General features: G+C 43.9%; 18 protein-coding genes and 2 pseudogenes. 12 read left to right on the forward strand and 8 right to left on the reverse strand.

From position 1 onward, the window contains the following. Nucleotides 1-467 precede the first annotated feature (467 nt). The 5 genes and pseudogenes from ACTO17_RS04170 (at nucleotide 468) to ACTO17_RS04190 (ending at nucleotide 4348) form a co-directional block, all read left to right on the forward strand. Nucleotides 468-857: a hypothetical protein gene (locus ACTO17_RS04170; protein ID WP_482557009.1), complete on the forward strand. Its 390-nt coding sequence runs from the start codon at nucleotides 468-470 to the stop codon at nucleotides 855-857. Next, nucleotides 821-1702: a substrate-binding periplasmic protein gene (locus ACTO17_RS04175; RefSeq protein WP_482557052.1), complete on the forward strand. Its 882-nt coding sequence runs from the start codon at nucleotides 821-823 to the stop codon at nucleotides 1700-1702. Before ACTO17_RS04170 ends, ACTO17_RS04175 begins: the two co-directional genes overlap by 37 nt. A gap of 7 nt (nucleotides 1703-1709) precedes the next feature. Further along, a complete protein-coding gene (locus ACTO17_RS04180; RefSeq protein ID WP_482557053.1) occupies nucleotides 1710-2720 on the forward strand; it encodes an ABC transporter substrate-binding protein/permease in 1011 nt (336 codons plus the stop codon). Nucleotides 2721-2776: 56 nt separating this feature from the next. Then, nucleotides 2777-3484, forward strand: a pseudogene (locus ACTO17_RS04185) (amino acid ABC transporter ATP-binding protein); the annotation flags it as partial. Nucleotides 3485-3883: 399 nt separating this feature from the next. Then, nucleotides 3884-4348, forward strand: coding sequence for a cyclic nucleotide-binding domain-containing protein (locus ACTO17_RS04190; protein ID WP_172536001.1), 465 nt, complete (start codon nucleotides 3884-3886; stop codon nucleotides 4346-4348). A 90-nt stretch (nucleotides 4349-4438) separates the two neighbouring features. On the opposite strand, the pseudogene ACTO17_RS04195 reads toward ACTO17_RS04190, so the two are convergent. The 5 genes and pseudogenes from ACTO17_RS04195 to ACTO17_RS04215 all read right to left on the reverse strand — a co-directional run. Continuing rightward, nucleotides 4439-4531 (reverse strand): annotated as a pseudogene (locus tag ACTO17_RS04195) (manganese catalase family protein); the annotation flags it as partial. Nucleotides 4532-4545: 14 nt separating this feature from the next. Further along, nucleotides 4546-4887, reverse strand: coding sequence for a type II toxin-antitoxin system RelE/ParE family toxin (locus ACTO17_RS04200; RefSeq protein WP_172536000.1), 342 nt, complete (start codon nucleotides 4885-4887; stop codon nucleotides 4546-4548). Then, a complete protein-coding gene (locus ACTO17_RS04205) occupies nucleotides 4887-5057 on the reverse strand; it encodes a hypothetical protein (RefSeq protein WP_172535999.1) in 171 nt (56 codons plus the stop codon). The genes ACTO17_RS04200 and ACTO17_RS04205 overlap by 1 nt, the downstream gene beginning before the upstream one ends. Nucleotides 5058-5188: 131 nt before the next feature. Then, a complete protein-coding gene (locus ACTO17_RS04210) occupies nucleotides 5189-6697 on the reverse strand; it encodes a recombinase family protein (RefSeq protein WP_482557010.1) in 1509 nt (502 codons plus the stop codon). A 79-nt stretch (nucleotides 6698-6776) separates the two neighbouring features. Further along, nucleotides 6777-6956 (reverse strand): hypothetical protein, encoded by a 180-nt coding sequence (locus ACTO17_RS04215; protein WP_172535997.1) that lies wholly within the window; start codon nucleotides 6954-6956, stop codon nucleotides 6777-6779. 290 nt (nucleotides 6957-7246) lie between these two features. Between ACTO17_RS04215 and ACTO17_RS04220 the strand changes: the two genes are divergently transcribed. From ACTO17_RS04220 to ACTO17_RS04240, 5 genes are all read left to right on the forward strand, one after another. After that, complete coding sequence (locus tag ACTO17_RS04220) at nucleotides 7247-7456, forward strand: hypothetical protein (RefSeq protein WP_482557011.1); 210 nt, start codon at nucleotides 7247-7249, stop codon at nucleotides 7454-7456. A gap of 99 nt (nucleotides 7457-7555) precedes the next feature. Continuing rightward, complete coding sequence (locus tag ACTO17_RS04225; protein ID WP_172535996.1) at nucleotides 7556-7963, forward strand: BlaI/MecI/CopY family transcriptional regulator; 408 nt, start codon at nucleotides 7556-7558, stop codon at nucleotides 7961-7963. Then, nucleotides 7960-9213 (forward strand): M56 family metallopeptidase, encoded by a 1254-nt coding sequence (locus ACTO17_RS04230; protein ID WP_482557012.1) that lies wholly within the window; start codon nucleotides 7960-7962, stop codon nucleotides 9211-9213. Before ACTO17_RS04225 ends, ACTO17_RS04230 begins: the two co-directional genes overlap by 4 nt. A 53-nt stretch (nucleotides 9214-9266) precedes the next feature. Continuing rightward, nucleotides 9267-10052 (forward strand): DUF6033 family protein, encoded by a 786-nt coding sequence (locus ACTO17_RS04235; RefSeq protein WP_482557013.1) that lies wholly within the window; start codon nucleotides 9267-9269, stop codon nucleotides 10050-10052. A 48-nt stretch (nucleotides 10053-10100) separates the two neighbouring features. Next, entirely contained in the window at nucleotides 10101-10763 is a 663-nt protein-coding gene (locus tag ACTO17_RS04240) for a FlxA-like family protein (RefSeq protein ID WP_016286628.1), read from the forward strand. An 81-nt stretch (nucleotides 10764-10844) separates the two neighbouring features. Here the strand turns inward: ACTO17_RS04240 and ACTO17_RS04245 are convergent, their stop codons facing one another. Genes ACTO17_RS04245 through ACTO17_RS04255 form a run of 3 tightly spaced genes read right to left on the reverse strand, consistent with a single transcriptional unit; the run spans nucleotide 10845 to nucleotide 12141 of the window. After that, complete coding sequence (locus ACTO17_RS04245; protein ID WP_482557014.1) at nucleotides 10845-11420, reverse strand: manganese catalase family protein; 576 nt, start codon at nucleotides 11418-11420, stop codon at nucleotides 10845-10847. Continuing rightward, nucleotides 11420-11686 carry a spore coat protein CotJB gene (locus ACTO17_RS04250; RefSeq protein WP_172538217.1) on the reverse strand — a complete coding sequence of 89 codons (267 nt, stop codon included), beginning with the start codon at nucleotides 11684-11686 and terminating at the stop codon, nucleotides 11420-11422. Before ACTO17_RS04250 ends, ACTO17_RS04245 begins: the two co-directional genes overlap by 1 nt. Further along, the gene (locus ACTO17_RS04255; protein ID WP_482557015.1) at nucleotides 11683-12141 is read right to left on the reverse strand and encodes a spore coat associated protein CotJA; all 459 of its coding nucleotides are present in this window, start codon (nucleotides 12139-12141) and stop codon (nucleotides 11683-11685) included. Before ACTO17_RS04255 ends, ACTO17_RS04250 begins: the two co-directional genes overlap by 4 nt. Before the next feature lie 66 nt (nucleotides 12142-12207). Between ACTO17_RS04255 and ACTO17_RS04260 the strand changes: the two genes are divergently transcribed. Next, on the forward strand, nucleotides 12208-12426 hold the full coding sequence (locus ACTO17_RS04260) for a hypothetical protein (protein ID WP_172538199.1): 219 nt from the start codon (nucleotides 12208-12210) through the stop codon (nucleotides 12424-12426). 25 nt (nucleotides 12427-12451) lie between these two features. Beyond that, nucleotides 12452-15535, forward strand: coding sequence for a response regulator (locus ACTO17_RS04265; protein ID WP_482557054.1), 3084 nt, complete (start codon nucleotides 12452-12454; stop codon nucleotides 15533-15535).

Below are 15535 nucleotides of genomic sequence, written 5' to 3' on the forward strand. Positions count from 1 at the left end.
GCTGACTTCATCTCGGTGGGAACGCTGTTTGCTTGAACTTGAGAAGCGGCTGAGATTAAGCCGGAGCAAGAAGGATGGCAATGAACAGATACGAACTCTTAAACCAGGAACGGGATGCAGAACTATGGATTAATACAATTTAACAGGGTGACAAAACAGTAAATAGTGTAAAACAGGCTTTTCAAGTGGGAAAATCCACTTGGAGAGCCTGTTTTGTTTTAACAGATCATTGGGTTTCGGGCAGTATACGAAGTCCGTACACCCCTTCCAAAGTGAACCTGCCCCTTTTAACGAAGCAGATGGACATTTATACGGAAAAAAATAGCAAATTGTACTGAAAAAAATACGAACCATTCCATACAGCTTAAATCAAAAATAATATTTGGTATAATAATTTGGCTATGGAAATGACATAGCGGAAGCTATATAGGACAGAGAGATTATGGCAGACGGAAAGCGAGGGAAAAATGGCATTGCAAAAAAGAACATTGTTTTTGACAGTTATCCTCTTTGTGATAGTTTGTTTGGGAGGATGCAAAAAGCAGGAGAATGAAAAAATCACCTCTATAGAGCAGCTTAACGAACCTGCCTGTACGATTGGTGTCCCAGAAGGCGGGGCAGGCATGTATATGGCGGAGAAATATCTTCCGAAAGCAGAGCACAAAACATTTTCCGGCAACACATCGGGGTATCTTGCTATTTCTCAGGGAAAGCTGGACGGCTTTGTATATGACCGTGTAATGATGGAATTTGCCATTGCCAGCGGACTTGAGGATGTGGAGCTTTTAGAGGAAAATTTGGGAGAGAGCATGGTTTGGCTGTGGGGATTTCACCCAAGAGCCAGATTAGTAATTTAAAGGATAAGGTGAACCTGTTTCTTGCAGATGCAAAGGCAGAGGGGACTTTGGATGATATGTACGATCGCTGGGTAAGCAAGGCGGAGAAAACCATGCCGGAAATACCTGTGCCCCAGGCGCCGGATTGTAAGATTAAAGTTGGAACTACAGGGACGGTTCAGCCTTTTAGTTACTATGAGGGGACGGAGCTTACGGGATATGATGTGGAGCTGATCTACCGTTTTGGCGCATGGTTAAATGCGGAAGTAGAAATTAAAATTTATGACTATGATGGGATTATTGCGGCAGCCGAGGCTGGTGACATAGACTGTATTATGGCGAACTTAAACGCCACCGAAGAAAGACGGAAGCATATTGAATTTTCAGATTGTGTGTATCCTTCAGAGACTGCCGTTATGGTACGGTCAGGACAGGAAGGGCAGAACAGAGAAACTTATAAGGAGCTTTCTGATTTTGCCGGGGCGAGGTTTGCCGCATTAAGCGGAGGAGTTTATGATAAGCTTTTGCAGGAAGTGATTGCAGGTGCGGAGAATTTTTCTTATTACAATTCGGTTCCTGATATCGTTGCGGCCCTCAAGGCAGGCCGTGTGGATGCAGGTACGCTGGATGAGCCGCTGGCACAGCTTGCAGTGGCGAAGAATGAAGGCTTGAAAATCTTTGAGGAGCCTGTTGTCTTAGATGAATACGGATATGCTTTTCCCAAGGGAAGCCCTTTGCGGGAACAGTTTAATGCAGCAATCAAAAAGTTTAAAGAGAATGGAACCATTGCATCTTTGAAGGAAAAATGGCTTGGGGCAGATGAAAGCGTGAAAGAATTAACAGGGCAGGACTGGCCGGGGGAATAAAGGAACCATCCGATATTACTATGACAGCACCCATGAGCCTATGACGTATGTGGGAAGCGGCGGTGAGCCTTTGGGGCTTGAGATAGACCTGATGCTTTTGATTGCCCGTGAACTGGATATGAAGGTAGAGATGACAACATGTGAATTTGCTTCGTTAATTGCTGCTTTAGAGAGCGGGAAGGCAGATGTGGCCAGCGGAAGCATGTCTATTACAGAAGAGAGAAAGGAGCGGATAGATTTTGCGGATACCCACTATGAGTCGGCTATGGTGCTTTTGGTGCGTGACTTAGACAGTAAAGTGCAGCAGGAAGGTTTCTGGTCTGGTTTGAAGGATAGCTTCCGAAGCACCTTTATCGTGGAGGGAAGATGGCGGCTGATTTTACAAGGGCTTGGCGTTACCATACTGATTTCTGTTTTGTCGGGAATTTTCGGCTTGTGCCTTGGCTTTTTAATATGTATGCTGCGGAGGACAGGTTATAAGTCAATTCAGTTAGTAGGGGCGGTTTTTGTCCGTGTGGTTCAGGGGATGCCCATTGTAGTTTTTCTGATGATTTTATATTATGGGATTTTCGGTTCAGTGGACATTTCTGAAATTCTGGTTGCAGTGATTGGTTTTTCTATCAATTTTGCAGCTTATTCATCAGAAATGATGCGGACGGGAATAGAAACAGTGGATAAAGGACAGAGTGAGGCAGCTCTTGCCATGGGTTATACGAAAAGCCAGACATTTTTTAAGATTGTATTTCCACAGGCGGCCAGGAATTTTATACCTGTACTGAAAGGCGAATTTATTTCGATGGTAAAGATGACTTCTGTGGTAGGGTATATTGCCGTACAGGATTTGACGAAAGTATCAGATATTATCCGTTCACGGACTATGGAGGCGTTCTTCCCGCTGATAATGACGGCAGTGATATATTTTGCCGTTGCAAATATCATGACGGTGGCTCTGTCCCTGGCAGAGCGAAAAGCAGCGCCAAAGCGGAATAAACGCAGGATAAAGGGGGTGTGCATGTAATGGCAGATATGCATAATAATCAGAAGGTTTATCCCGAAGCTGGTGTGGAAACAAGTATGATATCTATCCGGCACTTGTGCAAGGAGTATCCGAATGTAATTCCCCTGCGGGATGTAAGTGTGGAGATTAAAAGAGGGGAGGTGATTTCCATTATAGGGCCTTCCGGTACTGGGAAATCAACTTTGCTGCGCTGCATGAACCTTTTAGAGAAACCGACAAAAGGTGAGATTACAGTTGACGGCGTGGTAACGACAGATAAGAAATGTAAGGTGAATCTGGTAAGGCAAAAGATGGGCATGGTATTTCAGTCTTTTAACTTGTTTGCCCACAAGACCATTATTGAAAATGTCATGATGGGACAGATTGACCTTCTTGGAAGAAGCCGCCAGGAAGCCTATGACAAAGGAATGGAACTGCTTCGCACCATAGGGCTTGCAGATAAAGCGCTTGCGTATCCAGATGAACTTTCAGGAGGACAGAAACAGCGTGCGGCGATTGCCAGGACGGTGGCTATGGAGCCGGAAATCATTCTCTTTGATGAACCGACGTCTGCACTGGACCCTACTATGGTGGGGGAAGTTCTTTCGGTTATCCGCAGGCTGGCCAGCCAGGGAATGACCATGATGATTGTGACTCATGAAATGAAGTTTGCAAAGGATGTATCCACAAGGATATTTTATATGGATCAGGGCGAAATCTATGAGGATGGGACGCCGGAACGGATTTTTGAACATCCAAAGAGGGAGAGGACCCGAATATTTATCCGGCAGCTTAAAGTGCTCCATGTGGATAAAATCTCATGTGATTTTGACTTTCCGGCCTTTATCACCCAGCTTGAGGAATTTGGGCGGAAACAGCAGCTTTCCCAGAAGCAGATTTATGCTATGCAGCTTGCGGCAGAGGAAGTACTAATGATGAAACTCCTGCCTGCAACAGAAAAAGAAGGCAGAGTGGATATTTCTTTGGATGTGGAATACAGTGATCGGGAAAATCTGGTGCAGATGCGGTTTTCTTACAGCGGGTCTTCTTTTTATCCTTTTGGCAGTGAAGAAGATTTGTCCTGCAGGATGATAAAAGGGGTATCCAAAGGGATGGAGCATAAGTTTGAGGATGGGGTAAATCATTTTGTAATAAGTATATAAAAAAGAAGGAGCAAAAATTAAATGGAGAAGGCAGCAATGCTGAAATTTCATGCAGACGATATTATTATGAAAGAGAGCGAAATTTATGAGGAAATGTACAAAATTATATCTGGCTCTGTGGCAGTATATATTCGGTATGGAGAAAAAGAAGAGCATTTGATTGGGATTTATTCCAAGCCCAAATGTTTCGGTGAGCCAAATGTGCTTTCCAGCCAGCCCAGTATTTATACAGCAGTTGCTTATGACGATGTATTATTGATGCGTATTACAAAGGATTCCCTGGAAGAGTTCATTAGAAATAATCCCAGAAATGCAATTGATATTATGGAAAATATGGTACATAGCAATATGCTGATGCAGAAAAATATTGACTTACTGCTGGATGATATTTATGAAAAGCAGGATATCAATAAGAGAAGAACAGAAGAAATAAAAAACAAGATTAAACGGTACAGTATAAACGGTTTTAATCTATTGGAAGGATGAAAAAGATGAACAAGAAAATTAATTACAGCAGACAGCCGGGAACCCTTTGGCCTCCCGGCTGTCTGCTGTAAATATATTTTCAGGCTGAGGCTATTTCCTGCAGTCAAAAGCAGGATTGGCCGCATAGAAGTTTTTGGAATCCAGGTGTTCCTGAACAATACGCAGTCCTTCACCGAAACGGGAGGATTGAAGTAAATTTATCTGTTGATTTTCTGCATCTTTTTGATAATGGACTGCCAATACATGCGGTCTTTCAAGACCCGGATTACCGTAATGGTGGAATCCTTCACAACAAAGAAAATTAAATATGTACTGTAAGGCTTGAAATAGACGCTAAATCCTTCAATCACATATCCCGTAGCTTCATAGCCTTTGGGGAAGGAATCCAGCTCTTTGATTGCCTTCTTTATCTTCTTTGAAAAGTTTTCCGCATATTCCCGATATTTGAAGGTGTCAAGAATATACTTTTTTGTTGATTTAATATCCAAGAGAGCATCTTTGGAAATCACAATTTTGTATTTTTTAGGTTTATCCGGCATTATATTTTGTCAATTTCCTCCCATGCTTCATCAATCGTATAAACATCGCCTTTTTTCAGACTTTCTATTCCTTTGGAGAGTTCGTCATATAATGCGCCTATGGCTGCTTTTTCGGAATATTCAGTTTTTAGGATTTCCTGATTTCTGATTGCCTGTGCTGCAGGTGCCATAGTATCACTTCCTTTCGGCTGTTTTCTATGAATGTTCTTTTTCATTATTATACGGTATTTAGTATTGGCTTATCAACAGATTTTTATTAAATTGTTCTCAAAACTGTGTGGCTAGACTTTCATGTTTTTTGTTAAATGTTCCAAGTGATTTCGATGTTACCGTCTGCAATGCGAATAACTTTGATAAGCGTATCGACTACCGCCTGTCTGTCCTCGAAAGAGAGCATTTCCCAGGCTTTTACATGATTGGTTATCTGTTTCAATCTGCCTTCTGTGTCTGTGACATTTGCCGTAACGATTTCTTCCTGCAAGGTTTTCCGCTCTGCGTCCAGTTTTGATACTTTTTCGTTTATGTACTTCATCAGAACGCCGCTTGCCCCGGACACTTTGGAGAGAAGTTCTTCGATTTCTTCCTCAATCTGTGTCAGACGGATTTTTTTCGTGATATTTGTTTGTTCTTCTCCTGTTTCAGATAGACAGGAAAGTTTCTGAAATTCCGACAGTCTTTCCTTGATTGCGTCAAGCATATATTCCTCTAAAACGTCTGCATAAACCGTACAGCCCGCCCCGGTGCAGTTGCTCCCACGGCTTCCCGACTGGCTGCAAACAAAGTAACGTCCCCACTTTGTTTTTGCCTTGCGGATTGTCAGCGCATAACCGCAGTTGCCGCATTTTACCTTGCCTACAAGCCATGAGTTTTTGGGTTTACAGGTTTTTGTAGATTGTCGGTTATTTAAACACCGTATGCGGCAGGCTAACCATGTCTTAGAGGGGATAAAACCCTTATGCGGCGCAAGCACAATCTCTTTGTCGGACAGGTCACTTTGCTTTCTTGAAGTGGAAACCGTACCCTTATAGAGATAGCAGGCATTATAGCCCGTAAAATCACTTGCCGGGTTATAAATGTTCGCGCCTTGACTTTGGAAAAACTGGTACACGCCAATATCCGCTTCCACATACACGGGATTGCGGAGCATTTCACTGATACGGGCGGTATTCCAGTTCGCGCCGCGCAGATTTTTAATCTGGTGTTCGTTCAAGTACCGTACAATATCCCCAAGTGAATTGTCCGTGTCCGCATACATGGAGTAAATCAGCTTTAGTTGTTCGCTTTCCTCCGGGACTTCCTCGTACATGGAAGTGCGGATATTGTCAATGACCGTGTTTGTCAGACGGTAGCCGTAGGGAATACGTCCGCCCATGTAGAAGCCGCGCTTGCACCGTGCATAATAAGCGTCCGTTACACGTTTCTGTATCGTTTCCCGTTCCAGTTGGGCGAACACGATACAGATATTTAACATCGCCCTGCCGATCGGTGTGGACGTGTCAAATTTTTCCGTGGAAGAAACAAACTCCACATGGTATTTCTGAAAAATCTCCATCATGTTTGCAAAATCTAAAATGGAACGGCTGATACGGTCGAGTTTGTAGACAATAACCCGTTTGATTTTTCCTGCACGAATATCATTCATCATATTTTCAAAGCCGGGACGGTTGGTGTCCTTGCCCGAAAAACCTTTGTCCGTATATTCAATGCAGGCTTCCCCGTGGGTTTCGTATCTGCAATACTCAAGCTGGCTTTCCACGGATATGCTGTCCTTTTTTTCGATTGACTGTCTTGCATATAATGCGTCGTACATTTTATCTACCCCCCCCTAAAACGTAAGACGCATATCCACAAAACAATCATATCGTTTCCATGATTGTTTTGCAAGGGACTTACGCATATTTTTTAAAAATCTGATAGAGCCGTGCCCCGACTTCCTGCCGGGTTTCCTGCTCTGATTTTTTCTGGAAGGCGGGGTAGATGTTGGTAACGGTCAGCCTCATTTTGTCTATGGAAAGATTTTCCATTCGTATTGGGGTATCGGGTGTAGGAGAGTTATTCGTTTTTGGCATAGACTTTCTCCTTTGACGGTTTCCCTAAATTTTATGAGAAGCGGCAAGTACACTATACGGGAATAGCGTAAACTTCCCCTTTACTACTTACTACGTACGGGAGGTATAAAATGGCAAAGTATTTTGAAAATTTTATAAAAAGTTTAGAATAGCGGAATAGCAAGCATAGGGATTGAGTACCCAATCCCTCAAAGGCGATTTATACGCAGTACAAAAAGGCAAAGGACAAAGAAAAGTTCCTGCGTGGCAATGAGAGCAGCATTATCATTCACGAAGCCGCCGCTAAGACGTTGCAGGCGGCAAGGAACGGCGGGAAGCTGCCCGACTTCAAAACGCTGCATACGGAGTACAAGGAGCTTACGGAGAAGAAAGACAAGCTGTATCAAGAGTACGGGAAACTGAAAAAGAAAGTAAAGCAGTATGATACAATCAAGCAGAACGTAGACAGTATTTTGCGGCAGGCGAAGCAGCAACAGCGGGACAGGCAAACGCAAAGATAAAAAATCAACAAACATTAACAAATATTTGGAACAAACATTAACAAAAATCGAATTTTGTCCGATATAGATATAAGAATAATAAAAAGGAGGCTAAACAGCATGGAAAGAGAAACTACTCCCAGTCAGAGCGAATGGCTGATTATGGAAGTGTTTTGGGCGAATGATACGCCTACCATGACCGCAAAGGAAGTTATCAAGAAAATGCAGGGCAGGTCAGATATGTCGCCTAGAATGGTGCGTGTCCTGCTGAACCGTTTATGGCAGAAAGGCGTTTTAAGCTATACCGTAGATGAACATGATTTAAGGGTTTACCACTATACCGTTGAAAAGTCAAAAGAGGAATGCCAAAGGGAGAAAAGCCGGAAGTTTGTAGAGAGCTATTTTGAGGGCAGCCGGAAGAACGCAATGGCGGCTCTTTTGCAGAGTGCAAAGCTAACGGAAGAACAGCTTCAAGAATTGGAAGAAATCTTGGATAAATGCAAAGACAAGGATAATGATAAAGAATGACGGTACAGGAAATTTGGAATAGTGGGATAAGTTTTTTGAACCTTGCGGCTATTTATTATGTCATTCAGATTTTAAAGTGTGTTCAGATTTCTTTCGTGATATTTGCATTTGTGTTTCTCCTGCGGAAAACTCTGTTGAAAAACAAGGTATTCCTAAAAGGTACATTATGGAGTTTGTTTCTTCCAGTCTTATTTGTAGGGAAGATAAAATTTTTTTATGAAGATACAATCGGTGCAATATTGTTTTCTTGGTGGGCTAGAATTTGCCAAATCCATGTATGGATAAATTGGGTTTACTTATGCGGCGTATTTTTATACGCCGCCCGGTTATTTTATAAAAAAAGAAAGTTGAAAAAACTGGTTGCAGGTATGGAAAAAAGAGAAGTTGAGGGTACTTGTATCTATGTTACCAAAATGCCTGTTACACCGTCCACCATAGGAATATTCAGACCAAAGATAATCATGCCGGAAGTTATACTGAAAGAATATGACCAAAAGGATTTACAGACAATTCTGCTCCATGAAAAGACGCATATCCAGTTAGGGCATTTGCTGTTTTATTTTTTGTGGGATATATTGCGGGTTATATTATGGCTCAATCCATTTCTTACCATAGGTACAAGATATTTTCGGGAGGATATGGAGGAAATCTGCGACTTTGTAACAATCCAAAGAAGCCAAAGAAAAGCATATACATACGGGCAGCTATTATTAAAAAGCATGAGGATATTGCAGGCAGAAAGTGAAGATTTCAATATGTATGCTACCTTTACAGGAGATAAAGAATATCAAAATATCCGGCAGAGAGTAACAAGGATTGCCCGGTATAAACCATATAGACGGATTGTGGCAGTTAGTACATTGATTGCTGCGGTATTGTGCATAGCAGCAACGGGTATATGGATAAATCATATTTCTTATGACAGAAATATTGCAAATAGCGCTATCTATACATATGGATTTGACGGTAAAAATGTTACATTCCAAGATACCAATGATGAATTGCAACAAATGATTTCTTATGATGACAATTTCGTTTATGTAGACAGGAAAACATTTGAAAGTTATTTGCAGGAAAATAATGCAAAGGGGGAGATTATTATTGTTTTTGGAGGTTTTTATAAACTTCCCGGCGTTGGAGGGATTGGGTGTCACTGTTTTTATGAATTTGATTCAAAGGAGCAGGTAGTCAAAATCCCTTATGAAAATCCCTTGACCGATTGGCGGGTAAAATTGCTTAAAATACTATAAGTGCAACATAGAAATGGATTTCAAATAAAGTTTTTATCAAGGAGGACAAAATCATGGCAATGGAGATTACAAACAATTACAGCAGCTACGCAGCGCAGAGCGTAGCAGAAAGCAGTACAGCGAACAGCGCAAAGAAAAAGGAAACAGAAAAAACAACGGAAACAGTGGAAAGTAATAAGGGAAAAAGGACAACTGATTATGCAAATGGACTAGCAAAACTTGTTCCAAGTGTAGATTTTAAGGTTGGAAATGCCTGTTCATCAGCCAAAAACGGCAAGTCATTGACTGTTAATCCAAAACTTTTGGAAAAAATGCAGAATGACCCCGAAAAAGAGAAGGATATGAAAGACATGATAAAAGGCGTTGAGTCTATGTCTAAATTGGCAGAAAGCATGGCAAAAGCCAGTGGCTGGACGATCGTGTATCAGCATAGTTATATTGATGAGAATGGAAATTATCATTGCAGAATGCAGGGCAGAAACGATGGTATGTTAAAATTGAGCGATAAGCTCCGAGAAGAAAGGAAGAAAAATTCTGAGAAACTGCTTGAAAAGACAAAAGAAAAGGCGGCTGAAAAGGAAAAAGAATTGTCTGAAACATTAGAAGAAAAGAAAGAAGTAAAAGAAGATAGCGCAGATGGAAAGATTGAAGAAAAATCAACTCCAAACAAAGCGGAACAGCTTCTAAATGAAAAATTGGCAGCTTCCAAAGACGGCATGATTTATCTGAATGATACAGATATTCGGACAATTATTGAAGCAGCCAAAGAAGATAATGCAGGCAGAGCAAATTCAAAACAGCAGGCGGGGGTCGGTGCAAATTTGGACTTAAAGGTTTAACGGGAAAAGCATTTCCAATTTTATTTAAGGTCAAGGAGGAAAAGGAAAATGGAAATTAGCAGTATCAATGGAGCAAATGCACAAGTGCGGCAAATGGGAATAAATCAAGCAACAGATTCTTACAGCCGGAATATCCAGAACCAGATTGCCAATGCACAAAAGCAGTTGCAGGAGCTTTCTTCCAACAAAGATATGACGCAGGAAGAAAAAATGACGAAGCGGCAGGAATTACAGCAGCAGATTAGTGACTTGAATATGCAGTTAAGACAACACCAGACTGAACAGCGCAGAGAGAAACAGCAGAAACAATCTTCCTTTGATGATATGATTGGCGGAAACCAGAAAACAGGCGCAGCAGATACGGGAGTGATTATTTCCCTTTCAACGACAAAAGAGCAAATTGCAGGCATGAAGAAAGTGCGGACAGACTTGCAGGGGAAATTGCGTACTGCTCAAACGGAGGAGGAAAAAGCAGACTTGCAGGAAAAGATTGACAACATTACCCAAAATATAGGAAACAAGGTAAAAGAAACACAAGACACCATATCGGATTATCAAAAGGCTGAACAGGATAAAGCAGATAAGACACTGGATAAGAAAGAAGATGAAAAAGAGAACGAAACAAATGTTGGTTCGGAAGAAGAAAAAGGTAGTGTTAAGGTCAAGTCTGCGGAAAGTGCGAATACAGATGTTGAGCTGCAAAAAGAATAATAAGAAACAGTCAAACTGGCTGTCCTTTCTTTTAGTGTGAAAACCGAAGTCCACAGCTTTGAGGGCGTGTGGGTATGCGTCTTAGTGATTGTATTTTGTGTGTTTTGATTTACTGCAATCTTCCCGGTTTGCTTCACCGAACCGTTGGAAATGAACGATCTCCCGGGCGCGCAGGAACCGGATTGGGTCAGCAACCTCCGGATCTTTCACCAGACGCAGAATGTTGTCATAGGTGCTGCGGGCTTTCTGTTCTGCGGCCAAATCTTCCGTCAAATCGGTAATGGGATCGCCTTTGGACTGGAATTCACAGGCATTGAATGGAATTCCGCCTGCCGCCTGGGGCCAAAGCGCCAATGTGTGATCCACATAATATTTGTCAAAACCGGAGGATTTGATTTCTTCCGGAGATAAATCTTTCGTTAACTGATAAATTATGGCGCAAATCATTTCCATATGGGCCAGTTCTTCTGTACCAATATCGGTTAACAGCCCCGCAACTTCCCGGTATGGCATGGTATACCGTTGGGACAGATACCGCATAGAAGCAGCCAGTTCCCCGTCAGGCCCGCCGAACTGACTGATGATTACCTGGGCAATCTGCGGGTTTGTCTGGGTGATATTTACCGGGTACTGTAATCTTTTCTCATAATTCCACATTAGCAGATTCCTCCTTCCCAGGGCATGGGCTGCATTGCCCACAGCCATTTCTGATCTGGTTTTGCCGTGTCAATGGTCAGGGGGCCGTAGCAGTTCTCATATTCTTTTAAAGCGTTCATGCGCACTTCGCGGAAATGATTAAAGTAAGCGATTGCCTCCTGATCCATTGGATGAGTGTCAAGGTAGAGCACAATATCGTTTACCGCGAAGCTTACCATATTAATCCACTGAAATAATTTCATCTGTTCCATTTGGTTTCCTTTCATTTGGGGCAGCCTCCTTTCCCTGCAAAGGGTTTGCTTAATTCCGGGAAAATCGTTCCGCACTGCAGCGCTTTATCTACTTCAAATGTCTCATGGAAGCACTGCCACGGAACGTACGCCATTCCAACCGGCATGCCTGCCAACGGATCAGAGGAGCAGGGACATGCTCCCGGCATTGACGGGCAGTCCGGCATGCTAGGGCCTGGCATGTCAGCCGGGCAGGGTTTTGGCATGGGACGTTTCGGCATATCCGCAGGGCAGGGCCGCTGCATTACGGGCCGTCCCGGCATGGGAGCGGGACAGGGCCTCTGTATGGGGCGTTTCGGCATATCCGCAGGGCAGGGCCGCTGCATCATGGGCCGCCCCGGCGAAGGAAGGGGACAGGGTTTTTCGGGCATTGGACATTGTGACGTGTTCTGGCTGCAGCCGCAGTCAGATGGTGTATGATAATTAGCCATAATGGTTATTCCTCTCTTTATTGATTTACTTTTTATACAATATGAAAGAAATGGAAAAATGGTGCAGTGATTGGAATATTGCTTTATGGTACAGGAAATGTTATACTGCTTTATGAATTGGAAAAATATGTTTGGGAAGGCGTTTTACAGGGCCTGCAGGGAAAGTTTTGTCAGGTCTATGCAGCGGAAGGTAGTACATATGAAATATTTGCGAAAAATAGCTGGGATTTCTGTTCTTTTTACCCTCGTTTTTATGGTAATTGCACTGTTTCGCTTTCAAAGTGAGGAGGAATTCTCTTTTTTGCCGCAGATGGTGGAACATTTATACGATGAGGGCTGGACGGCAGCGGTATTGGATGGTGCGAATATGCCGAATGTGGAGGAACAAAGCCCGGATGAAGTGAAAAAGCTGCTGAAAGATACTTTGAAACCGGAAATGTTTCAGAGTGTGGAGCTGCCCTGGAAAGGAACAAGCAATCCCGGTGATATAGTGGTGTTAAAAAATATTCTTCCGGCGGATTATGAAGGGCTGACTTTGAGTTTTTTCTCCAAAAAATCCAGTGTCATGGTTTTTTTGGACGGAAAGATGATTTATCAGTATGGTATCGGCGAGCAAGACAATTCTGAAAATCATATTTCCCAAGAGCGCCTGGAAGATATGGAAAATTATGTGGATATTCCTCATACGGCGGAAGAAGGGGAAATATGGCTTGTTTTCTCTTCCCGGGAACCAGATGCGGCGGCAACGGTGAGTGAAGTCAAAATGGAAACCCGTGACACAATGGTAATCGGAGTTATAGGGAACAATGTGGCAGACATTGGCTGCTGTCTGTTAATCATGATTGTGGCGATTATCATGTTCGTACTGGCAATGATACGGCTGTACACCTGTCAGCCGGCCCGGGGAGAAGTGTTTTTGGGGCTTGTTGGGTTAGCGTCAGGAATTTATTGCTTCATTAGAACAGATACGCTGAGTCTGTTTTATAATATGCACGAAGCCTATGAGATGCAGGAGTATCTGATTCTTCTGATTCCTCTGTTTCTGGCGCTGTATTTTGAAAAAAGCCTGCACACCTTGTTTCCCCGGCGTTTTTCCGGGCTGTTGTGGATTGCCAGCATCCATGCGGTGGCACAGATTATTCTGGAACTAACCGGGCTTGTGCATCTGGCGGCAATGACAAATATTTCGGCTGTAATTATAGGACTGATTTGTGTGGTTGCAATCGCAAGCCTGATCCAGCTGGAATATCAGAAAAAGATTTATCAGGCGTTGCTTGCGATACTGGCAGTGGTAGTGCTTTTGTCAGGCGGAATTGCCAATGTAATCATGAACACGGTTTTTCAGAATCCCTACGGCAATACAGCGGGGCAGTACAGTATGGTGGTATTCAGCGTTCTGATGGCGGCTATGCATACCCTGCAGCTTTCCAAAGAATACCGGTTCAGTGCGGAAGAGAGCGCCCGGATGCTGAGTGAAAAAGTAAAAGCGGCCCAGCAGCAGAATCTTCAGCTTGCCCAGGCCAAGAAAGATGCAGATGAGGCAAGGCATGAAGCAATGGCCGCCAATGAAGCGAAAGGCAAGTTTCTGGCCCGGATGTCCCATGAGATCCGCACGCCCATCAATGCAGTGCTCGGCATGGACGAGATGATTCTGCGTGAAGCCAAAGAACAGCAGATCAAAGACTATGCCATGGATATTTATACGGCAGGCCAGACGTTATTATCCTTAATTAATGATATTTTAGATTTTTCCAAGATCGATTCCGGCAAACTGGAAATTGTACCGGTGGAATATGACATGAGCAGCCTGATTCACGATCTGGCCAATATGACGGCTCAGCGGGCAAAGGATAAGGATATTAAACTGGAAGTGGAAATCGATCCGGGAGTGCCCTCCAGGCTGTTTGGAGATGATGTGCGGCTGAGACAGGTGCTGACCAATATTCTGACCAATGCTGTAAAATATACCCTGGAAGGCTCTGTCTGGCTGCGGCTCAGAAGCTGGGAGACAAAGCCGGGAATGGTAAATCTGTGGTTTGAAGTGGAGGACACCGGCATTGGAATCCGGGAGGAAGATCTGCCCAAATTGTCTGCGGAATTTGAACGGATTGAAGAGGACAGGAACCGAAATATCGAAGGCACCGGCCTTGGCATGAATATTACCATTCAGCTTCTTACGTTAATGGGCAGCAAGCTTCAGGTGAAAAGCGTCTATGGGGTAGGATCAAAGTTTTATTTTGAACTGGAGCAGAAGGTTGTGGATGCAACGCCCATCGGGGATTTTGAAGCCAGGGCGCGTCAGCTTGCGGAAAATTACAGTTACGGCACAAAGTTTCTGGCTCCGGAGGCCAAAGTACTGGTGGTGGACGATAATGCAGTCAACCGCAAGGTATTCCGAAGCCTGTTGAAGGAAACTCAGATTCAGGTGACAGAGGCAGAGGGCGGGACAGAATGTCTGGAGCTGGTTCAGAAATATCCGTATGATTTGATTTTCCTGGATCACATGATGCCGGAACTGGACGGAGTAGAAACGCTGCACTGTATCAAAGAATTTACGGAATTTCCCTGTAAGGATACGCCGATTGTCGTGCTGACGGCCAATGCGGTGGCAGGGGCCCGGGAAAAATATCTGGCGGAAGGATTTGATGATTTTCTTTCGAAACCTATTGTGCCGGAGAAGCTGGAAGATATGCTGAAAAGAATGCTGCCCAGGGAGCTTCTCAAGGAGGCGCCGGAAAACGGGAGCGAAGATGAGACAGCCGCCGGGAAGCAGCCGGAGATTTCCCTGGAAGAGCTTCCCCAGGTGGACGGCCTGGACTGGAATTACGCCTGGCTGCATCTGCCGGATATGGAGCTGCTTCAATATACTGTCAAAGAATTCTACAGCCAGATTGATTCGGCGGCAGACCGTCTGGAGGAAGCCTATGACCGGCTGAATGAGCCGGAGCAGGCAGACCGGTACCGGATTCAGGTTCATGCCATGAAGAGTCTGGCGGCTACTGTGGGAATTGTTCCCCTGGCAGGGGTTGCAAAGGTATTGGAATATGCGGCAAAAGGTGGTAAAATAGATGTAATCCATGCCATGACGGGGGCGTTTTTGGAAGAATGGCGCAGTTACCATCAGAAATTGCAGGGCGTTTTCGGTATAGAAGACAAGGCCAAAGAAGCAGTGACAGATTATTCCGTCATGCAGGCGTTGGTGGAGATGGTAAGGGTCAGCATGGAGCAGATGGACATTGATCAGGCGGATCAGCTTATGAGCCAGCTTCAGTCCTATGAATATCCAGAGGATATGGGACAAAATATTCAAAAGCTTGCAGAAGCAGTTACGAATTTGGACCCGGATGAGGCAGACCGTCTTGCAGATTTGCTGATCGGGCAGATGGGAAGATAG

This window comes from Petralouisia sp. (assembly GCF_056822245.1).